The following is a 20711-nucleotide window of genomic DNA, read 5'->3' on the forward strand; positions in this document are numbered from 1 at the left end:
GAGCATCTGACTGTTAATCAGAGGGTCCTTGGTTCAAGTCCAAGAGGAAGAGCAGGAAAACGGGTCGGAAGGCTCGTTTTTTTTGTTGTATAACTATGGATCTTTCCCTCTCCGAAAACAATTTCTGATAATTGCCCGTTTAAGACGAAAGAACAAGGGAAGGTGATAAGATGATTGGAGGGAAGGTGGAATGGTTGATCTGATGATATATTAATATGCCAATGTGCTGATCGGTAAATCTGTTAATTGATATTTATATGAAGAGAGTGTTGATTGCATACCGCCTGAAGCCGGAGGGACTGAAAGCGCTGGAAGGGAAATATGAGGTTGCTTTGCCTGTCGATAAATCGTACTTTACCAGAGAGGAAGTGATGGAACTGATTCCGAATTACGAGGTACTTGTCCCCAATTTCAGTTTTTATACCGATAAGGAGATCATGGACAGGGCGGTGAAACTGGAGTTGATCTCTAATTACGGTGTGGGGTTCAATAATATCGATGTGGATTACGCCACAAAAAAAGGAATTGTGGTCACAAATATACCCAACAGTACACGCGAACCCACGGCTGAATTTGCTTTCGCGCTCCTGCTGGCAGCCGGGCGCCGCATAGGCTACTATGATCGTAAATTGCGTACTGACGAAGGGGTAAGCTGGGGTATTTACGCCGAGGGCGGCTTGCCGGTATATGGAAAAACATTGGGTATTATTGGTATGGGACGTATCGGGCAATCACTGGCGCGCCGTGCCGTGGCGTCGGGTATGGAGATCATCTACCATAACAGAACCCCGCTGGAAGAAGCGGTCGAGCACCTATATAATGCGCGATATGTCGCATTTGAGGAACTGCTCAAAACGGCCGATTATATTTCGCTGAATGCACCTTATACAACTCAAACGCACCATCTGATAGGTGAAGAGCAACTGAATAGGATGAAACCCACCGCGGTATTCATCAATACGGCCCGTGGCAGTATAGTGGATGAGAAGGCGCTGGCAAAAGCACTGAAAGAAAAGACGATCTGGGCTGCCGGATTGGATGTGTACGAGAATGAGCCGCATATCCTTCCGGAACTGCTGCAACTCGATAACGTGGTGCTTGCACCTCACGCTGCGACCAAGACAATAGAAGACCGTATCAACATGTCGGTTGAGATGGCGCAGAATATCATAGGATTTTATGAAGGGACCTACTCCGTATCGCGGGTAAATTGATTTTGGACGGAACAGACGCAAACGAGAGAGGAGCATTAGACAACAAATGGTACAGACACACACTTTATTGAACGGTTTACGCATCATTCACCGTTCTTTTCCATCCGACATATCCTATTGCGGGATTGCGGTGAACACCGGCACCCGGGATGAATTTCCCGGTGAGCACGGCATGGCCCATTTTGTAGAGCATATGCTCTTCAAAGGTACGGAAAAACGCAGGGCGCACCATGTTGTTAACCGGATGGAAGATATAGGAGGGGAACTCAACGCCTACACAGCTAAGGAAGAGACATTTATTTATGCTGCCTTTCCCGGGGAATATTTATCCCGTGCGATGGAGCTGTTGAGTGATATTGTCTTTCATTCACAATTTTCTGACCGGCAGATCGAAAGGGAACGGGAGGTAATCATCGATGAAATTCATTCATACAACGATTCGCCTTCGGAACTGATATATGACGATTTTGAAAATCTGCTGTTCGCCGGCCACGATCTCGGACACTATATATTGGGCGATCCTGAAACATTACATTCATTCACTACCGGAAATATGAAACGCTTTGTCGAACGGCAGTACCGGCCGGCCGGCATGGTTTTTTTCTCTTTTGGAAAAACACCCTTTTCAAAAGTGGTCCGTCTGGCGGAGAAATTCTTTTCGTTCGCATCTAACCCGTCGAGCGGAGCATTCTCCGTCAAAAGGAGGATTTCTCCCGGAATCCTGGTTCCCACAAAAACAGAGATGCAAAAAGATACTTCCCAATCACATGTAATAATGGGGTGGAGTACATTCAGCATGCATCATCCTCATAAATATGTGTTGTATATGATCAATCATATACTGGGCGGAGGAAGCCTGAACAGTCGTCTCAACGTTTCGCTCAGAGAAAAACACGGACTGGTATATAATGTAGAATCAAATCTGACATTGTATTCCGATACCGGCCTGTTCACCATTTACTTTGCTTCTGATCCTAAATTCAGGAAGAGATGCCTGCAGCTGATCGGCAAAGAGATTGAGAAGATTATGTCTGCGGAATTAACCCCCATGCAACTGATGCGGGCCAGGCGGCAGTGGAAAGGACAGCTGGGTATTGCCGCGGAAAATCATGAAAACAACGCGTTGGGAATGGGAAAGACCTTTTTGCATTTTGACCGCTATACGCCGTTGACCGATCTCTATACCCGAATCGACCGGATCACGCCCCAGGAGATCAGGATAGTCGCCAACGAAATATTCTCGACCCCTCCTTTTGAGTTGAGTTATATATGATCTGATCTGCAGAATGCCTCTTTCTGTTGAAATATAGGATTTTATACGAACAATAATCACCGCCGGATGTTTTATTCCGTAGATTTTGACGTTTGAAAGAGAATATCTGACAAAACAATATCCGACTGCGGGATGTTGTATCTACAGTTTTTGAACTATTTCTGAAAGGAGTAGTTTGAATTTATTGAAGAGTATGATTTTCAAACGAACAAACTAACTGGATTTTTAACTAAATGAAAAAAATTATGAAAAAAATGAGACTTTCGCTGATCGCAGCGATGCTTGTCCTGGTAACGGCGGCAAGCGCACAGGCAAACCTGGGAGTAAAAGGTGGTGTGAACATGTCGAACTTTTATGGTGACGAATTGGACGATAAAAATGTAAAGATCGGTTTCCATGTAGGTTTGGCGGCTGATTATGAATTTATGTACAACAGCGCTATTCAAACAGGGTTGTTCTTCACTACCAAAGGGTTCAAGACAGAGAATGTTGACTTGGATGCCGAATACACAGAAAACCTGATGTACCTGCAACTGCCCGTTCATTATGCTTATAAGCTGGATGTTTCACCCGGAACCCGTATTGTTTTTCATGCAGGTCCTTACGCCGCATATGGAGTGGGTGGCAGCAGAAAGGCTTCAGTGGGTAATATCTCCGGTGAATGGGATGTGGATAAGATATTCGGCGATGGCAACAGGCAGTATAAGCCGTTCGATGCCGGTTTAGGCCTTGGTGTGGGCGCCGAATTCGGGCAGATAATATTCGATCTTGGCTGGGATGTGGGATTGGTGAATATCTCCAATGTCTCGGACGGAAATATCAAAAACCAGAACGCTTACCTCTCTGTGGGATATAATTTCTGATCCATAGTAGAAAATAATTGTAGTAAGCTGATTATCAATCGGGATGGCTCCAAAAGGGTCATCCTTTTTTTACAAACCGAGCAGGAACTGCTCTATGGCCCCTTTCACCTCGGGACGGGTTCCATTGAACTTATTCACCATTATAGTGAAGGCATATTTCTTATTGCCGTCGATAAGGTATCCCGAAAAACATTGGACTCCTCCTATACTACCGCTTTTTGCCGCTACCTTCCCGCTAAGCCTGGTATTCTGCAGGAAAGACTGCAACGTTCCTTCCTTCCCGGCTTTCGGTAACGAATTGAAGAAGGCGGCGGAGTGTCTGCTTTTACCGTACATATGTACCAGCAAATCGGTCAGGAATTGTGCACTCACTCCGTTTTGAGGGGCCAAACCGCACCCGTCGTACATCTGTAGCGAGGTGGTGACGAGCCCGTTTCTTTTCCAGTGTTCCTGTGTATATTCAATCCCTGCTTGCAGTGCATCGGCATAGATATCGCTCCTGCCGCTGCCGCCGATAGTGCGGATCAGATGTTCAGCAAAATGATTGTTGCTTTCCACATTTACCTCCCGGATGATATCCTTCAGAGGGCGCGACGCCTGTGTAAAAATCACTCTGCCGATGCGATAAGACTGCGTCCTGTCCGCCGTGCAAATCGCTGAAAGATAATCCGTACGGGCTGTCTCCACCTTCCCTGTCTGCAATCCGGCGCGGGAAAGGTGATCGGCCAGGGTTTCCCCCAGCAGCAATCCCGGGTCGGGGATATCGCCTTTGATGCTGAATTCAGTCCTTCCGCCCGGGATGTTTCCCCTCACTGTCCGGTTATATGAAAAGGGAGTACCGTAAATGTAACCGTTGTCGCGTCCGGTACTGTTGAGCGTAAGCGAATTTTGAAAGGTAAGACCCTTGATTTCTGGTTCTGTACGCAGGATGCGGGGACAACTGCTTCTGTCGGTCGTATTAAAAAACAGCCGGTAGCTGTTATCAAAAATACTGATGCCATAAGCACCTGCCGCATAGTAATTCCCCATGTCTATCCAGGTCCATTCGGGCGAAATACCGTCATAACCGAATAGATTATCTACTACGTAGATGGAATATTCCCTGTCCGTGGGAAGGATCTTTTTCAGGGCATCGGCGCTATTGATAAAAAAAGCGTTCGGGTTTTCCCCGAAGGCTTCACTGCCCAGCGTGGGGTCACCGGAGCCAAGCACCAGAATACGCGACGGATCATCGGCGTCGAGCGCCACTTCGGTCTTGTACCGATAGTTGTCGCCGAACATTTCCAGCACTGTGGCAGTAGTGATCAGTTTCAATACCGATGCCGGCGTGAGCGATTTTTCGGCATCATACGAAACGATGCTTCTTCCGCTTTCCAGTTCCACCACGGAGATACCTACCGACGCATGTTTCAGGGCAGGATGACTGATGAAACGCTGTAGCGGGGTTTGCGGATAGGCGAATCCGGCAAAAAAAAGAAAGAGGGCGGAGAAGAGATACTTAGTCATGGATACATTTCTTTGATTTTTACAAAAATAAGAAAAAAATTACAGATCGTTCTATTTATTACGCTCATTCTCTCCTAATAAGTAATGGAATTTCTTAAAAAAAATCCCCATTTTAAGGGATTGTCATCACTGTTCAAAAGAGGTATTTTTGTGAACTATCCACATTCATTTCCAAAATTCAATCATATGACAGACAATAAAAATTTTGAGGTAATCATCATCGGCGGAAGTTATGCAGGGCTTTCCGCAGCAATGGCATTGGGGCGTTCATTACGAAAAGTTTTAATTATCGACAGCGGAAGACCCTGTAACCGGCCAACACCCCATTCACATAATTTTATTATACAGGATGGAGAAAACCCAGGTACGATTGCGGAAAAAGCAAAAAAACAGGTTTTGAATTACAACACCGTGAAATTTCATAACGACCTTGCCATAAGGGGCGAGAAAACTGACACCGGTTTTGAGATTACTACGCAAACAGGTTCTATATTCGTAGCAAAGAAATTGGTTTTTGCCACAGGTGTAAAAGATATCATGCCCGACATACCAGGCTTTTCAGAATGTTGGGGGATTACAGTCATTCATTGTCCCTATTGCCACGGTTACGAAGTAAAGAATGAGAGAACAGGTATTTTAGCCAATGGATATTTTGCCTGTCACTATGCACAATTAGTGCGAAACCTTACCAAAAACCTCACTATTTTCACTAACGGTAAGACCGAATTTACTCCGGAACAAACAGGCAAATTTGCCAGACACAACATTCTGCTGATTGAAAAAGAAATTATTTACCTCAATCACGAAAACGGAAAGATCAGGCAAATTGTCTTTGAGGACCATTCAACTTTTGCACTCAAAGCCATTTACTCACGTCCTACATTTGAACAACATTGTAAAATACCCGAAATGTTAGGTTGCGAACTGACGGAACAAGGGCTTATCAAAACAGATATGTTCCAGAAAACAAGTGTAGCCAATGTTTTTGCTTGTGGCGACAATACAAGTCCGATGCGTTCCGTAGCCTATGCGGTGGGTGCGGGAAATATTGCCGGTGCAATGGTAAATAACCAAATGACCGAAGAGGAATTTTAGTGAAAAAACAGGGATTAATGAACACAATGTCTATTCTACAAATATGAACAAAAACAAAATCAACATGAACAGAAATAAATTACTTGCCTTCATATATTGATAATCCTGTGGACTTCTTACCGGGTGTTGAAGAAAGGCAAAGAGAGCCGCAAGTCGAACTTTTTATTCCCGGAGTAGTACTATTTTTTCGTCTACTTTATCAATAAAGGCATGGTATTTCTCCGGAACCTCACTTTTCATTCTATCCAAGTGCCAATATTTTCTCACTCCTTTTACATTGTATTCTATATATAATCCTCCGTAATCGACGCAGTCGGGGCATCCGATCACGGATTTAGATTCTTTCAGTAAATCAGAGGGAAAATAACCCAGCAGATCTTTCACTTCTTCAAATTGGTTTTGAGATAGTTGAGCGAAGTTTCCGGTATAGAACCCATCTGAATAAAGCGGAGGATATTGTGTTCGTGTGTCTTTAAATAATTTATTTTCCTCCAATTTATAAAAAGCAATACAATCTCCACTACACATACTGTGGTAGCTTCCGAAAATAATATAATCCTTATCGGCAAGCTTTATTTCATTTTTTTCGCATGAATGAAACAGGACAGTCAGGCAACAGACCAAGATTGTAAAAGATTTTTGTACCATAATGATGAATTTAATAAAATAAATTTAAAAAAATAAAGCGTTCCGACTCCGTAACTGTTTATATTGACGAAAGAATATTACCGAATGTTGCATAGGAAGGATTAAATTATGTTAATCTATTCCTGCGCAAGTTTTGAATTTGCCAAATCCACAATATCAACATTATAATATCAGCCAAAAAAGTCGGTCTTCTCGCTGAAACTCCTCATAAATAATGGCATTTCTTAAAAAAAATCCCAATTTTAAGGGATTGTGATGCCTGTTCAGAGGTGGTATTTTTGTAAAAAAATACAAACATTCGCTTTGGCGTCGCCGTTCGGCAAACATTCACGCAATGTATAATCATCAAAAACAGTATAACAAATAAATGAAGTCTCAAAAACAACCATCCACCTTCACCCTGCTGAGGGGTTATATGGGAAACAAAGGCGCCCTGCTGCCTTTTTCCGTCACGCTCTCAGCTTTAGGAAGCCTGATAGGGATGATACCGTTCGTTTGCGTATGGCTTATCATCCGGTTATTGTTCACGCAAGGAGTCACGGCTTCGGGTAGTGAGATCGTCCGTTATGCCTGGTGGGCTTTCGGGTTTTCGATCCTGTTCATCGTGTTTTATTTTACGGCGCTGATGTTGTCGCATCTGGCCGCTTTCCGGCTCGAACGGAACCTGCGTTATTCGGCTATGCAGAAAGCGGTGCGCATGCCGTTGGGTTTTTTTACAAAAAATACGACCGGAAAGATGCGGAAGGTGATCGACGATAACGCCGGTATCGTCCACACATTTGTAGCGCATCAATTACCCGACCTGGCCGGCGGCGTGGCGGTGTTTGCCGCCACATTCGTACTGATGTTCGTCTTCGACTGGCGCTTCGGCCTTGCCTGCCTGATCCCGCTCGTGGTTGCTTTCGCACAATTCTATATGATGATGGGAAGAAACTACGCTACCACCATGCAGCAGTATATGACTTCGCTCGAAGCGATGAATACCGAAGCCGTGGAATATGTACGCGGAATTCCCGTGGTAAAGGTGTTCCAGCAAACGGTCTATTCGTTCAAGCGGTTTTATGACAGTATCATGGGCTACAACAGGTGGGTGAAGGAATATGCCGCTTCCATGCGGAGATCGATGTCGGTCTACACCGTAGCCATTAACGGATTTGCCTTTCTGCTCGTTCCCCTGGCCATTATTCTGATAGCCATGGGTGGCAACTGGCAGCAAGTTTCGCTGAATTTGATCTTCTACGCACTCATCACGCCGTTCTTCGGGCAATGCATCATGAAACTGATGTATGTCATCGACGGTTACCGTCAGGCCGGTGAAGCGGTAATGCGCATCGAAGCGATGACGGATGAAAAACAACAGCTTACAACACTCCGGCCGTTACCGATGCCGACAGCATACGATATCCGTTTTAACGATGTTTCCTTCCGTTACGACGGCGCCCCGAAAGATGCGCTTTCTCATATCGACCTGCTCATTCCGCAAGGGAAGACGGTTGCGCTGGTAGGCGCGTCTGGAAGCGGGAAAACGACCCTGGCCCGGCTTGTCGCCCGTTTCTGGGATGCCGGCCGTGGAGAAGTATCCATTGGGGGTGTCGATGCAAAACAGATCCATCCCGACGAACTGATGCGACACATTTCGTTCGTATTTCAAAACACCGAACTTTTCAAAACCTCCATCCGCGATAATATTCTTTACGGCAAACCCGATGCTATGCCGGAAGAGATCGGCCGTGCCATCGAACTGGCGCAATGCCGCGAGATCATCGACAAGCTGCCAGGGGGCCTCGATACGAAAATCGGTACGGAAGGCATTTACCTTTCGGGTGGGGAACAGCAGCGCGTTGCCTTGGCGAGGGCCTTCCTGAAGGATGCGCCTGTTGTGCTCCTCGACGAGGCCACCGCTTTTGCCGATCCCGAGAATGAGCAGGAGATACAGCGGGCGCTACGACGTCTGATGCGCGGTAAGACCGTGGTGATGATCGCTCACCGCCTCACTTCTGTAACGGACGCCGATACGATCGTCGTGATGGACGAAGGGCGTATCGCCGAACAGGGAACGCATCCCCAACTGCTGCAAAAAGAGGGCGTTTACCGCCGTATGTGGGACGAATACCAACAATCGGTCCGATGGGCCATCAAAAAGGAGACAAAACATGCTTAAATATATACAAAAACGTTTCGCCATGAGCGAACAGGGCGCCAAAGATTTTATCAAAGGAGCGTTATGGACTACTTTACAGAATTTTTCGTTCATGCTGCCGGTAATTTTGGTGTATCTCTTCCTGGAACACATCCTGGCTCCCTATCTGAACGGACAGGAAGCCGTAATTTCCTCTCTCTGGCCCTATATCGTATTCAGTATATTATCGGTCGCCACCGTCTATGTGATAGCCTGGCATCAATACAACAATACCTACATCAGCGTATATAATGAAAGCGCCGTACGCCGTATATCGCTTGCTGAGAAATTACGCAAACTGCCTCTTTCATACTTCGGAGAGAGAAACCTGTCCGATCTTACCTCGACGGTCATGCAGGATGCCACAGACCTGGAACATACTTTTTCACATGCCGTTCCCCAATTGGTGGGATCCCTTGTCACGCTGGCACTGGCAATGGCCGGGTTGAGTTTTTTGAACTGGCAACTGGCGATCGCCGTCTTTTGGGTGGTTCCCGTAGCATTGATGCTCCTCCAAATCACCAGACGGATGCAAACCAAAGAACATCGGGCGGGTTATTTACTGAAACGCGCGGTCACCGAGAAGATACAGGAGGGTATCCGGCAGGTTCAGGAGATCAAATCGTATGGGCACGAAGAGGCCTATCTTCACGAACTGTCCGGGGTACAGGCCCGGTTTGAGAAAGCGCAAATCAAAGGCGAACTGCTCATCGGGGTGATCATTAATGCCGCTCATTCCCTTATCAAGTTAGGAATACCTACGTTGATACTGGTCGGGGCAACCTTATTGCTCGACGGCAATGTTGATTTCCTGACGTACCTGTTCTTCCTGGTCCTTTCTTCCGTGATCTTCAATCCGCTGCTGAATGCGTTGGAACACGGTGCGGTCCTTTTCTTTCTCGATATACGTATCAACCGGATGAAAGAAATCATGGATCTGCCCGTACAAAGCGGAACGACCGGTTATCACGTGGACGATTACACCATTCGTTTTAACCGTGTCGGCTTTTCCTATAAAGACGGCGAGGGAAAAGTACTGCACGACGTCTCGTTCGAAGCCCGCCAGGGCGAAGTGACCGCATTGATCGGTCCTTCGGGCGGTGGCAAAAGTACAGCCGCAAAACTGGCCGCCCGCTTCTGGGATGTAAACAATGGCTCCATTACTCTGGGAGGTACGGATATCACCACTATTGATCCCGAAACGTTATTGAAAAACTATTCGATCGTTTTTCAGGATGTCGTGCTGTTTAATGCCTCGGTGATGGACAATATCCGAATCGGCAAAAAAGACGCGAGCGACGGAGAAGTGTTGTGCGCGGCGCATGCCGCCCGGTGCGATGATTTTGTACACAATCTCCCGCAGGGATACCGGACCATTATCGGTGAAAACGGCAGTACGCTTTCGGGTGGGGAGCGGCAACGCATATCTATTGCCCGCGCACTGCTGAAAGATGCGCCTATCGTATTGCTGGACGAGGCGACGGCTTCGGTGGATGCCGAGAACGAAACCAAAATACAGGCCGGCATATCGGAACTGGTCACAGGCCGCACGGTGCTGATCATCGCCCACCGCATGCGCACCGTAGCCAATGCCGATAAGGTGGTTGTACTCAAGGAGGGGCAGGTGGTCGAACAGGGCACCCCACAGGAGCTATTAAAGAAAAACGGCGGAGTATATAAGAATATGGTCGAATTGCAAACGCCGCATAACCGCGAATAGCCTGCTTGCTTTATGCAGAAAGAGATTAAATATGCAAGCATCACCAACAAACTAAAGGATTTTGTGAAGTGATATTTTATTTTCACGATAAAGTTGTCGGCTCTCGCTGGACAAACCATTACATCTTGTCCCGAATCTACCCACTAATGGGGATTGAAAGATGAACATATGGGTATTAACTTTGTGGCGGTATTAAAAGGGAATGATCATTGTTCTGGTTGCTTTTATTCTGCTGGCCGTTTATCTGTGGTAGGTAGCTTCAAAGAAAAAAGCAAAACGACTAATTTTAATGAAAGAGAAAAAGAAGAAGTCAAGCAAACGAATGCGTAAATGGCACAAGTGGTTGGGGCTGTTTTTCGCATTTTTTATTATCATGTTTTCCATTTCGGGAATATTGCTCAACCACCGGAAAGCGATTTCGGGATTAGATATTTCGCACTCTGTTCTGCCTAAAGACTACCGCTACGAAAATTGGAATAACGGCGCGGTAAAAGGAACTATCAGGTTGACGCCCGAATTGGTGTTGATGTACGGCGGCGGAGGGGTGTGGCTAACCGATACGCTCGGCTCACGTTTCGAGGCTTTTGTCGACGGAATGCCCAAAGGAGCCGATAACCGGATGATAAACAGCATGGTCCATACACCCAATGACGAGGTATTCGCCGTGGCCACTTTCGGATTGTACCGGTTGGATAAGGAGAATAATCTATGGCTGGATATCTCGGAGCGGATAGATTCACATGAACGTTTTTGCGATTTAGTCGTCAAAGGCGATTCGTTGATCTTGCTTACCCGTTCAAACATATTTGTTGCGACGGCTCCTTACGAACAGTTCGATAAAATAACCCTCGCTGTCCCCGACGATTACAAGCGCGAAGCTACGCTGTTCAGGACAATGTGGACATTGCACAGTGGCGAGCTTTTGGGGTTGGCTGGCAAATTGTTTGTTGATTTGTTGGGTATTGTCGTTATTGTATTAAGTGTTACGGGGGTGTTGCTTACCATTTTCCCGAAAATAGCAAAACGGCGCAGAAAGAAACAACTACCTACAAAGGCGCAGTCAGACGCTTATAAAGCCACGTTGAAATGGCATAACAAACCGGGCGTTATATTATTCGTTTTCTTTCTGATACTGACTGTTTCCGGCACTTTCCTTCGTCCGCCTTTGCTGATCGCCATTATACGGACAAAGGTGAAGACCATACCCGGCACTGTGTTGCATAAACCCAACGTTTGGTACGACAAATTGCGTACATTACGTTACGATGCTTTTGAAAAAGATTGGATATTGTATTCGTCCGACGGTTTTTTTAGCCTCAAAGACTTGGAGGGTACGCCCGTGAAGATGAGAAAAATACCACCCATTAGCATTATGGGAGTCAATGTGTTGGAACAAACCGATACGACGACCTGGCTGGCAGGGTCATTCAGCGGGATATATTATTGGGATAGGCAGACAGGCGAGAGTCTCGACGCTTATACGATGAAGAAAGTAGCGCCCCGCCGTCCCGGTCCCCCTACATTAAGCAATGCCGTTAGCGGTTATTCGTCCGATTTCGGCGACAAGCAGGTGGTGTTCGATTATTCCAAAGGTGCCAAACTGCTTCATTCGGACGAGCCTTTTATCCCGATGCCCGTTTTTATCCGTAAAGAGGGAAAGATGTCGTTGTGGCATCTGAGCCTTGAAGTACACGTCGGACGGATTTATAAACCTCTTTTGGGCGTGCTTACCGATTTGTTTATCTTCCTGTCGGGGGTGATATTCACCACCATTCTTGTTTCGGGCTACATTGTTTACCGCCGGCGCCATAAAAAGAGAAAACGGGGTTAGCGGTGTTATTGGGCCCCTTTCATGAAATTGCCGTATACTTACTCTTTTACAATGCCGACCAGTTCCACTTCAAAAACCAGCGTGGTGTAGGCTTCGATATTGCCCTGTTTTGTGGCTCCATATCCCAGTTTCCATGGAATCCAGATTTCCCATTTGTCGCCGACCTGCATATGTTGCAGGGCGGTAGAGAAACCGTCTACAAATTGATTTACCTTCAGGGTAAGGAAAGTATTCCTCTCTGTGGAATCGAAAACCACTTTGTTGTAAATGGTGTTCCCCTGGTCATCTTTATAAGTATCTTCCAAGCGTGACCAGTCGCGTTTGAACCAACCGGTATAGCGTACCTTTACCGTCTCGTTGAAAAAAGGCGTGGCTCCGTTTCCCGATTCGATCACCGTATACATGATGAAGCCCTGTTTCGATGCGGATTCGATTTTTTCATATGCTGGATCATTGGCAATTGTATTGAACTGCGCCTCATTGTCGAGTTTCCATTTGTCGTCGAACGTTTCCGTCTTGTCGCATGAGGCAAAAAGAATAGCTGCGCAGAGGCTGATGATCAGGGATAGTTGTTTCTTCATTGTTGTGGTTTTTTATGCTGACAGTTGTTTCAGCAAATTTTTCATATCGGTTTTTTCGGCAATAGTCCGCTGCAGTAAATCGATGGAGACCCTTTCCTGTTCCATCGTGTCGCGATAACGGACGGTTACCGTGTGGTCTTCGAGCGTCTGGTGGTCGATAGTGGCGCAGAAAGGGGTTCCGATGGCGTCCTGGCGGCGGTAGCGCTTGCCGATGCTGTCTTTCTCATCGTATTGACAGGCGAAGCTGAATTTGAGGTCATTCATGATCTCACGCGCTTTTTCGGGCAGCCCGTCCTTTTTCACCAGCGGGAGTATAGCCAGCTTGACCGGTGCAAGGGTAGGGGGGAGCTTCAGCAGTACGCGGGTCTCACCGTCTTCCAGTGTCTCTTCGTGGTAAGAGGCGGCCAGAACAGAGAGAAACATCCTGTCCACTCCGATGGAGGTTTCCACCACATAGGGTACGTACGATTTTCCCTGTTCCGGATCGAAGTACTGCATTTTCTTGCCGGAATATTTTTCGTGCTGGCTCAGGTCGAAGTCGGTGCGCGAGTGAATACCCTCTACCTCCTTGAAGCCGAACGGCATCTCGAACTCGATGTCGGTGGCGGCATTGGCATAGTGCGCCAGTTTGTCGTGATCGTGAAACCGGTATTTTTCCCCACCGAAGCCCAGTGCCTGGTGCCATTTCATGCGGAGCTGTTTCCAATGCTCAAACCATTGCAGCTCCTCACCGGGGGTAACGAAGAACTGCATCTCCATCTGTTCGAATTCCCGCATACGGAAGATGAACTGACGGGCTACGATCTCATTGCGGAACGCTTTCCCGATCTGGGCGATACCGAAGGGAATCTTCATCCGCCCGGTTTTCTGTACGTTCAGGAAGTTCACGAAGATACCCTGCGCTGTTTCGGGACGCAGATAAACTTTCATGGCGCCGTCGGCCGTCGATCCCATCTCGGTGGAAAACATCAGGTTGAACTGCCGCACTTCCGTCCAGTTACGTGTTCCGCTCACGGGGCAGACAATTTCGCAATCGACAATGATCTGGCGAAGTTCTTCCAGATTATTGTCATTTAGTGCCTTGGCGAATCGGGTATGGATTTCGTCCCGTTTCTGCCGGTTTTCCAGCACGCGCGGATTGGTCTCACGGAACATCGCTTCGTCGAACTGGTCGCCAAACCGCTTCGCCGCTTTCTGCACCTCTTTCTCTATCTTTTCGTCGTATTTGGCCAGATGGTCTTCAATCAGCACATCAGCCCGATACCGTTTTTTACTGTCCCTGTTATCGATGAGCGGATCGTTGAAAGCATCCACATGTCCCGATGCCTTCCAGATGGTAGGATGCATAAAGATGGCAGAATCGATCCCTACCACATTCTCGTGCAGCAGCACCATGCTATCCCACCAGTATTTTTTAAGGTTGTTCTTGAGCTCTACACCCATCTGCCCGTAATCATATACGGCGCTCAATCCGTCATAAATTTCACTCGACTGGAATACATACCCATATTCCTTGCAATGCGATACCAGTTTCTTAAAAACGTCGTCCTGTGCCATAAATTTTGTCTGCATGCTTCCGGTCTGCACGGTAACAGCCTTTCACCTGCGTTACATATTAATTTCTATATATTCACTATTTCAACCTGCAAAGTAAGCTTTTTTTTTCTATATTTTTGCTATCATTCTTCTTAAAGATAAATAATGATAGGGCCGGGACAAATGCTACGGAGAAAAATCGTACATTTGCAATTGGAATATACGATTACTATCGTGTCAATAATAAAAACCGCCGGATAATCTATCCGGCGTGCTGTTGATACTTTTCACTTTTCGTTATTCACTATTAGTTTTTCTACGACCAATCTTCAAAATTTTCAGGGAAATATGGCAGGAGGAATGAAAACATTGGCAAAGGAGACTGTTTTCTACGGTATGGGGAGCGTCCTGCCTAAACTTCTCAGCTGGTTGTTATCCCTCTACTGGGCCTTCGCACTGCCGGAGATTTCTGATATAGGTGTGTTGGGTAACTTCTACGCTTGGGTAGCACTTTTGCAGGTGATACTCACTTATGGCATGGAGACCGGTTTCTTTCGGTATGCCAATAAAGAGAAGGATTCCGTAAGAGTTTTCTCTACCTCTTTTATCAGTATTGCTTTCACTACATTGCTTTTCTTTGTGTCGGCACTTTTATTGTTAGAGCCAGCCGCTTTTGCACTGGGTGGTGCAGCCATGAAACCCCATTACCTGCTAATGTTGGTAATTATTCTCTGTTTCGATGTGCTGGGCACTATTCCGTTTGCCAGTCTTCGCTTCAAAAAACGTCCTATTCGATTTGCAGCGATCAAGATGGCCAATGTCGTGCTGACTATCGTTCTCAATCTTTTCTTTTTCCTGGTATGTCCGTGGTTGCAAACACTATTTCCCGATGTGTTTTCTTGGTTTGATCTCAGCCGTGGAGTAGATTATGTACTGATATCCAACCTCACTGCTTCGGTCATCCAATTTCTGATGGTGTTACCAGAGTTGAAGGTCAGGTTTACGTTCGACCGGCTATTGTTACGCCAAATGTTACGTTACTCATTTCCCATTCTTATTCTGGGAATAGCGGGTATATTGAATCAGACGGTGGCTCAGATCATCTTTCCCTGGGTCTATCCTGATCAGACTATGGCGTTTACGGAATTGGGTATTTATACACAAAATATCAAGATCGCAGTTATCATGGTGATGTTTACCCAGGCTTTCCGTTACGCTTTTGAGCCCTTTATATTCGCAAGGAACAAGGGGGCGGCTGATGACCGCCAGTCATTCAGTGATGCCACCAAATATTTTATTATTTTAGGATTACTTATCTTTCTGGTAACTGTAGGCTATATTGATATTATCAAGGGGTTGCTCCCGGTACCGTATCATGTGGGGCTGAAAGTGGTGCCTATTATGCTACTGGGAGATCTCTTTTTAGGTGTATATTTCAATCTTTCATTGTGGTATAAGCTTACCGACAAGACCCGCTGGGGAGCGTATATGTCTATCCTTGGCTTTGCTGTCGCCATAGCAATCAATATCCTCTTTATTCCCCGGTTCGGCTACATGGCCTGTGCGTGGGCATCATTTATTGCCAACCTTACCATGATGCTCTTATCTTATTTCTTAGGACAAAAAAATTATCCTATCCCGTATAATCTCAGGTCGGCAGGATTCTTTTTCCTGCTGTCGATAATCCTCTTCGCGGGGATTACACTGACGTATAATAATATACCCGGTTTATGGCTCCGGCTGCTGATCAATACGCTGTTGATCGCGGTATATCTCCTTGCAGTTGTCAGGAAGGAATTGCCTTTGCGAGAATTGCCGGTGATCGGGAAGTGGTTTCGTTGATGTGGAGATTTGGAAGGTGAAAAGGTGGGAAGGTTGATGTGATAATGTGCTTCGCACAATAAAGGATGGAAGGTAAGGGTTTGATGATGAGTTTGGAATCTGAAATTTAGAATTTGGAATACGGAAAATAATAATATAAAGTTAATAATAAGGTAATCAGAAGTCTGCCTAAAAAATAATAGAGTGGCAGACGTGTGCAAAAAGAAGGTAATTTATGAAGAAATTAGGTTTGGTAGTCGCAATATTTCTTGCGGCGTTGACGGCGAAAGCCGATGAGGGTATGTGGTTGCTCAAAGAGTTGAACAGCGAGAGTATTGCCCGTATGAAGGAGTTGGGATTTACTTTTCCCGTGGATCAATTATATGATGAGAGCAAATCGTCACTGAAAGATGCGGTGGTGATCTTCGGCGGGGGATGTACCGGTGTAGCGGTTTCCGGCCAGGGACTGATATTAACCAATCACCATTGCGGATACGGAGCTATCCAAAAATTGAGCGCGGTGGAGCATGACTACCTGAAAGACGGGTTTGCTGCGAAATACCAGAGCGATGAACTGCCTGCCGACGGGCTGACTGTGTCATTCCTGAGATCAATGACGGATGTGACGGACCAGATCATACCCCATGTGCCTTCCGTACTCAGTGAAATACAACGTGAACGGGCTATCGACTCCCTCTCTACCGCACTGATAGCGGAATATGAGGAAGATCCTTTCACTCATGCCCGTATAGTTCCCTTCTACTCCCGCAATAAATATTATGTAGTGCTGTATGACGAGTTTCGGGATGTACGTCTTGTTACGGCTCCTCCGTCTTCGGTAGGTAAGTTCGGGGGAGATACCGACAACTGGATGTGGCCGCGCCATACGGGCGATTTCTCGGTATTCCGTGTCTATGCCGATAAGGACAACCGCCCGGCCAACTACAGTAGCGAAAATGAGCCTTATAAACCTAAATATGTAATGCCCGTATCATTAGAAGGTGTAACCGATGGCGATTATGCAATGACGGTAGGTTATCCCGGCAGTACGCAGCGTTATATGTCGTCGTGGGGGATCCGCCAGCGGATGGAGTCGGAGAACAAACCCCGCATCGAGGTGAGAGGGGCCAAACAGGATATCTGGTGGGATGCGATGACCCAAAACGATACCATCCGTATCAAATACGCAAATAAATATGCCGGCAGCTCCAATTACTGGAAGAACTCCATGGGGATGAACGAAGCGCTTACTAATCTGGCAGTGCTGCCCGAAAAAGAAAAGCTGGAGGCAAGATTGGCCGAATGGATCGACAGTAATCCCGTCCGCCAGACCAGATACGGCAATACGCTTGCCACGTTGGAAGAAGCTTATAGCGGCTCCGGCGACCTGGCGCTTTATACTACTTATTTCTTAGAAACATTTAACAACGGAATTGAATTGATCCGGTTTGCCAATACCATCCTGCAGTTCGACAGCGACGGGACCGAAGAAGACAAACAGGATTTTATCAACGACCGCTTCATCGAGTCGTATAAAAATTATGAACCGGCGCTTGATAGGAAAGTGCTTCCCATACTGATGAAACTCTATGCCGAACGTGTTCCCAAACAATATCATCCTGATATTTATCAAAAGGTGGAAGAGGAGTTCGGCGGAGATTACGAACAATATGCCGACTGGCTGTTTGCCAACTCGCGGTTCACATCATTAGAAGAGTTGCTGGGGCTACTGAAGACGGCAGATACCCAAACACTCACCCAGGATCCGGCCATGGAACTGGCGTTGTCGACCGCCGATATGGGTTATGAACTGTCGGGACAGATGATGCCCGCCTATGAAAAGATGCTCAGGGGAGAGCGTGAGTTTATGGCTGCCCTTATGGAGATGGATGCCGACAAAACTTTCTACCCCGATGCCAACTTCACCCAGCGGATGAGTTACGGAACAGTGAGCGGATATCAACCGCGCGACGCCGTATGGTATGATTATTACACTACCTCAAAGGGTATATTGGAAAAACAGAAACCGGGTGATCCCGAGTTCAATGTGCAGGAATATATCCTGGATTCCATTCGTTCCGGCGATTTCGATCGTTATGCTGACCCCGAAGGAGTGATGAGGGTGAATGTGTTGTCGAACAATGATATTACCGGAGGAAATTCCGGCAGTCCCGTATTGAACGGGAATGCAGAACTGATCGGGCTGGCATTCGACGGAAACTGGGAATCACTCAGTGGAGACATCCTCTTTGAACCGGAAATGCAACGCGTGATCAGCGTGGATATCCGTTACGTATTGTATATCATCGATAAGGTGATGGGTGCGTCGCATATTATTGAAGAGTTGAAGATCGCAGAGAAGTAGAACCCCGGAAATTAGAACTGAGAACTAAGACTTGAAAAGTCTGAAATAAGAAGTAAGACAACAGAATTTGAGAAGCATAAAGAGCCCCTCATTAGCAGTGAACTGCCGGTGAGGGGCTGATTGTTGGAGTATGATTCCACACGTGGATTATGATCTATAAAAAATCATAGAAGATTGAGCGGACTTTTTATTTTCAATTTAGCAGCATCGGTAACATGAGTATAGATTTCAGTTGTTTTAACAGAACTGTGTCTGAGTAATTGTTGAATATCCCGGATGTCTGTGAAAAAAATTAAACTTTTACTTTCCCTACTAACTTTTGTGCTTTTTTCGCCGCCGAATGTGTTTCATATTCGTTTTTATTTTGTAAGTTAGCTCTGTGAAAACACATCGGCTCACTGTCGTGCTAAACTGAACATTTCGTCCATTTTATCCGCCACTTCGCCAATGCGTTTTCTGTTAAGCGGTATCCACAATGGACAGCGGTAGTTCAACTAACAAGAAGTGTAATTTCCGAAAAAACAATGTCAAATATTATTGGACAATATGAAACACTTACTTTTATCATTCTTTTTTGTTGCTTTTCTGTCTTGTGACCACGCAACGAACTCCACGAAAAACTGTTTGCCCAAAGAAAAGGAAAAATCGCTTGTAGCCTTAGGGCAACTTTGGGGGTTTCTAAAATACCACTACCCTATAGTAGCTGAAGGAAAATTGGATTGGGACAAGGAATTGATAGAAATTATTCCCACTATTATGAATACGCAAGATGAGGAGGGATGGAAAATTATCTTGGATAATTGGATAGATAGCCTGCCGCCAGTAGAGGTTACACAAAAAGATTCAATTCCATTGTCAAGGGTCAAAGTGAAGGCTGATTATGGGAAACTGTTCAATACAGCATATCTTCACCAAAAAACGATTGATAAATTACAATTTATTTTAGATAATACGCAAATCAGAGAAAATCACTTCATTAAATTAAATTATCGACGAACCTCAAATGAACCGTTTGTAATAATAACCAATGAAACGACTTACGAAGATATGGCATTTCCTGAGTTACCCTATCGTATTCTGGCATTATTCAGATATTGGAATATTGTCAATTATTTTTTCCCTTATCGCGAACTATGCGATACAAAATGGTCGGAGGTTTTGCCTGAAATGTTGCCTGAATTTGTCTGTGCTGAAAATCAAAAGGAATACACGCTGGCCTGTCTGAAACTTAGTGCCAAAATTGACGATTCACATGGAGGTATTCGGCATAATGACACTACAATGTTTTATGAAATATATGGACGACGCAAAGTCCCATTTGAAACCAGATTCATTGAGAATAAATTAGTAGTATTATCATTTTCAAGTGATTATGCCGGTATCGAAAAAGAAATTTCAGTTGGGGATATTATTACAACAATCAATGGAGAGAAAGTTGAAACGGTTGTTGAACGTCTATTGCCGTACACGCCAGCTTCAAATTATGAAGTAAAATTAAGAAATATTGCAATGACAATTTTGCAGACAAACGACAACTTTCTCCGTTTAAATTTTCTACAAAACGGGAAATCTGTAAATAAAAAGATACAAACATACGACATAAAAAACTTGAAAATACCAAATTATTACAGCCCAAAACCAAACGAAAAAGGTTACAAGATAATTCAAGACTCTATTGGTTACATATTTCCTGCGAATTGTAAGCAAGAGGAGCGAGAAAGTGAGGTTGCCCGAATCATGTCTAATACAAAAGGGCTAGTTATTGATTTACGGTGCTACCCTTCTGATTATAATGCGACGGCCATTGCACCCTATTTGATGAAAGATTGGGGATATTATAGCAGAAAAAGTTTAAGTAATATTTCCATGCCAGGTTATTTTTTGATTGACAACGAAAAATCTCCTCCAAGCAGTGAAATAGGAAGTTATCCCTATAAAGTAGTAATAATAGTAAATGAATACACGCAAAGTTCGGCTGAAGACCATACTTTTTTCTACTATCTTGCACCACAGGTTACAATAATAGGCAGTACAACTGCAGGAGCCAATGGAGCTGTATTTTTGTTCCCTCTTCCTGGC

15 protein-coding genes are annotated in these 20711 nt (G+C 45.6%); 11 read left to right on the plus strand and 4 right to left on the minus strand.

The features are described from left to right. The first annotated feature begins 257 nt into the window (after positions 1-257). From Q0502_RS03170 to Q0502_RS03180, 3 genes are all read left to right on the plus strand, one after another. Positions 258-1214 (plus strand): NAD(P)-dependent oxidoreductase, encoded by a 957-nt coding sequence (locus Q0502_RS03170; RefSeq protein WP_298647041.1) that lies wholly within the window; start codon positions 258-260, stop codon positions 1212-1214. A gap of 46 nt (positions 1215-1260) precedes the next feature. Continuing rightward, entirely contained in the window at positions 1261-2487 is a 1227-nt protein-coding gene (locus Q0502_RS03175; protein ID WP_298647044.1) for a pitrilysin family protein, read from the plus strand. Between the two features lie 245 nt (positions 2488-2732). Further along, a complete protein-coding gene (locus Q0502_RS03180) occupies positions 2733-3350 on the plus strand; it encodes a porin family protein (RefSeq protein WP_298647047.1) in 618 nt (205 codons plus the stop codon). Positions 3351-3419: 69 nt separating this feature from the next. On the opposite strand, the gene dacB is transcribed toward Q0502_RS03180, so the two are convergent. Further along, positions 3420-4856, minus strand: a complete 1437-nt coding sequence (gene dacB / locus Q0502_RS03185) for a D-alanyl-D-alanine carboxypeptidase/D-alanyl-D-alanine-endopeptidase (protein WP_298647049.1) — start codon at positions 4854-4856, stop codon at positions 3420-3422. A gap of 186 nt (positions 4857-5042) precedes the next feature. Here dacB and Q0502_RS03190 point away from each other — a divergent pair, with 186 nt between their 5' ends. Next, a complete protein-coding gene (locus tag Q0502_RS03190) occupies positions 5043-5951 on the plus strand; it encodes an NAD(P)/FAD-dependent oxidoreductase (RefSeq protein ID WP_298647051.1) in 909 nt (302 codons plus the stop codon). Between the two features lie 162 nt (positions 5952-6113). Here Q0502_RS03190 and Q0502_RS03195 read toward each other — a convergent pair whose 3' ends face one another. Further along, the gene (locus Q0502_RS03195; protein WP_298647052.1) at positions 6114-6599 is read right to left on the minus strand and encodes a hypothetical protein; all 486 of its coding nucleotides are present in this window, start codon (positions 6597-6599) and stop codon (positions 6114-6116) included. A gap of 367 nt (positions 6600-6966) precedes the next feature. Here Q0502_RS03195 and Q0502_RS03200 point away from each other — a divergent pair, with 367 nt between their 5' ends. The 4 genes from Q0502_RS03200 (at position 6967) to Q0502_RS03215 (ending at position 12329) form a co-directional block, all read left to right on the plus strand. After that, positions 6967-8760: an ABC transporter ATP-binding protein gene (locus Q0502_RS03200; protein WP_298647055.1), complete on the plus strand. Its 1794-nt coding sequence runs from the start codon at positions 6967-6969 to the stop codon at positions 8758-8760. Further along, on the plus strand, positions 8753-10498 hold the full coding sequence (locus tag Q0502_RS03205) for an ABC transporter ATP-binding protein (RefSeq protein WP_298647058.1): 1746 nt from the start codon (positions 8753-8755) through the stop codon (positions 10496-10498). The genes Q0502_RS03200 and Q0502_RS03205 overlap by 8 nt, the downstream gene beginning before the upstream one ends. 168 nt (positions 10499-10666) lie before the next feature. Continuing rightward, complete coding sequence (locus tag Q0502_RS03210; protein ID WP_298647060.1) at positions 10667-10828, plus strand: hypothetical protein; 162 nt, start codon at positions 10667-10669, stop codon at positions 10826-10828. Next, positions 10788-12329, plus strand: a complete 1542-nt coding sequence (locus tag Q0502_RS03215) for a PepSY-associated TM helix domain-containing protein (RefSeq protein WP_298647063.1) — start codon at positions 10788-10790, stop codon at positions 12327-12329. Before Q0502_RS03210 ends, Q0502_RS03215 begins: the two co-directional genes overlap by 41 nt. A 38-nt stretch (positions 12330-12367) precedes the next feature. Here Q0502_RS03215 and Q0502_RS03220 read toward each other — a convergent pair whose 3' ends face one another. Beyond that, entirely contained in the window at positions 12368-12910 is a 543-nt protein-coding gene (locus Q0502_RS03220) for an FKBP-type peptidyl-prolyl cis-trans isomerase (protein ID WP_298647066.1), read from the minus strand. Positions 12911-12922: 12 nt separating this feature from the next. Beyond that, a complete protein-coding gene (locus Q0502_RS03225; protein ID WP_298647068.1) occupies positions 12923-14467 on the minus strand; it encodes a glycine--tRNA ligase in 1545 nt (514 codons plus the stop codon). Positions 14468-14794: 327 nt separating this feature from the next. Here Q0502_RS03225 and Q0502_RS03230 point away from each other — a divergent pair, with 327 nt between their 5' ends. The 3 genes from Q0502_RS03230 to Q0502_RS03240 form a co-directional block, all read left to right on the plus strand. Then, a complete protein-coding gene (locus Q0502_RS03230; RefSeq protein WP_298647071.1) occupies positions 14795-16288 on the plus strand; it encodes an oligosaccharide flippase family protein in 1494 nt (497 codons plus the stop codon). 214 nt (positions 16289-16502) lie between these two features. Beyond that, the gene (locus Q0502_RS03235) at positions 16503-18632 is read left to right on the plus strand and encodes a S46 family peptidase (protein WP_298647074.1); all 2130 of its coding nucleotides are present in this window, start codon (positions 16503-16505) and stop codon (positions 18630-18632) included. A 546-nt stretch (positions 18633-19178) separates the two neighbouring features. Beyond that, the coding region (locus Q0502_RS03240; protein ID WP_298647077.1) for a S41 family peptidase at positions 19179-20711 on the plus strand (1533 nt) is incomplete at its 3' end.

Source organism: uncultured Proteiniphilum sp. (assembly GCF_937873925.1).
Classification (GTDB): Bacteria; Bacteroidota; Bacteroidia; order Bacteroidales; family Dysgonomonadaceae; genus Proteiniphilum.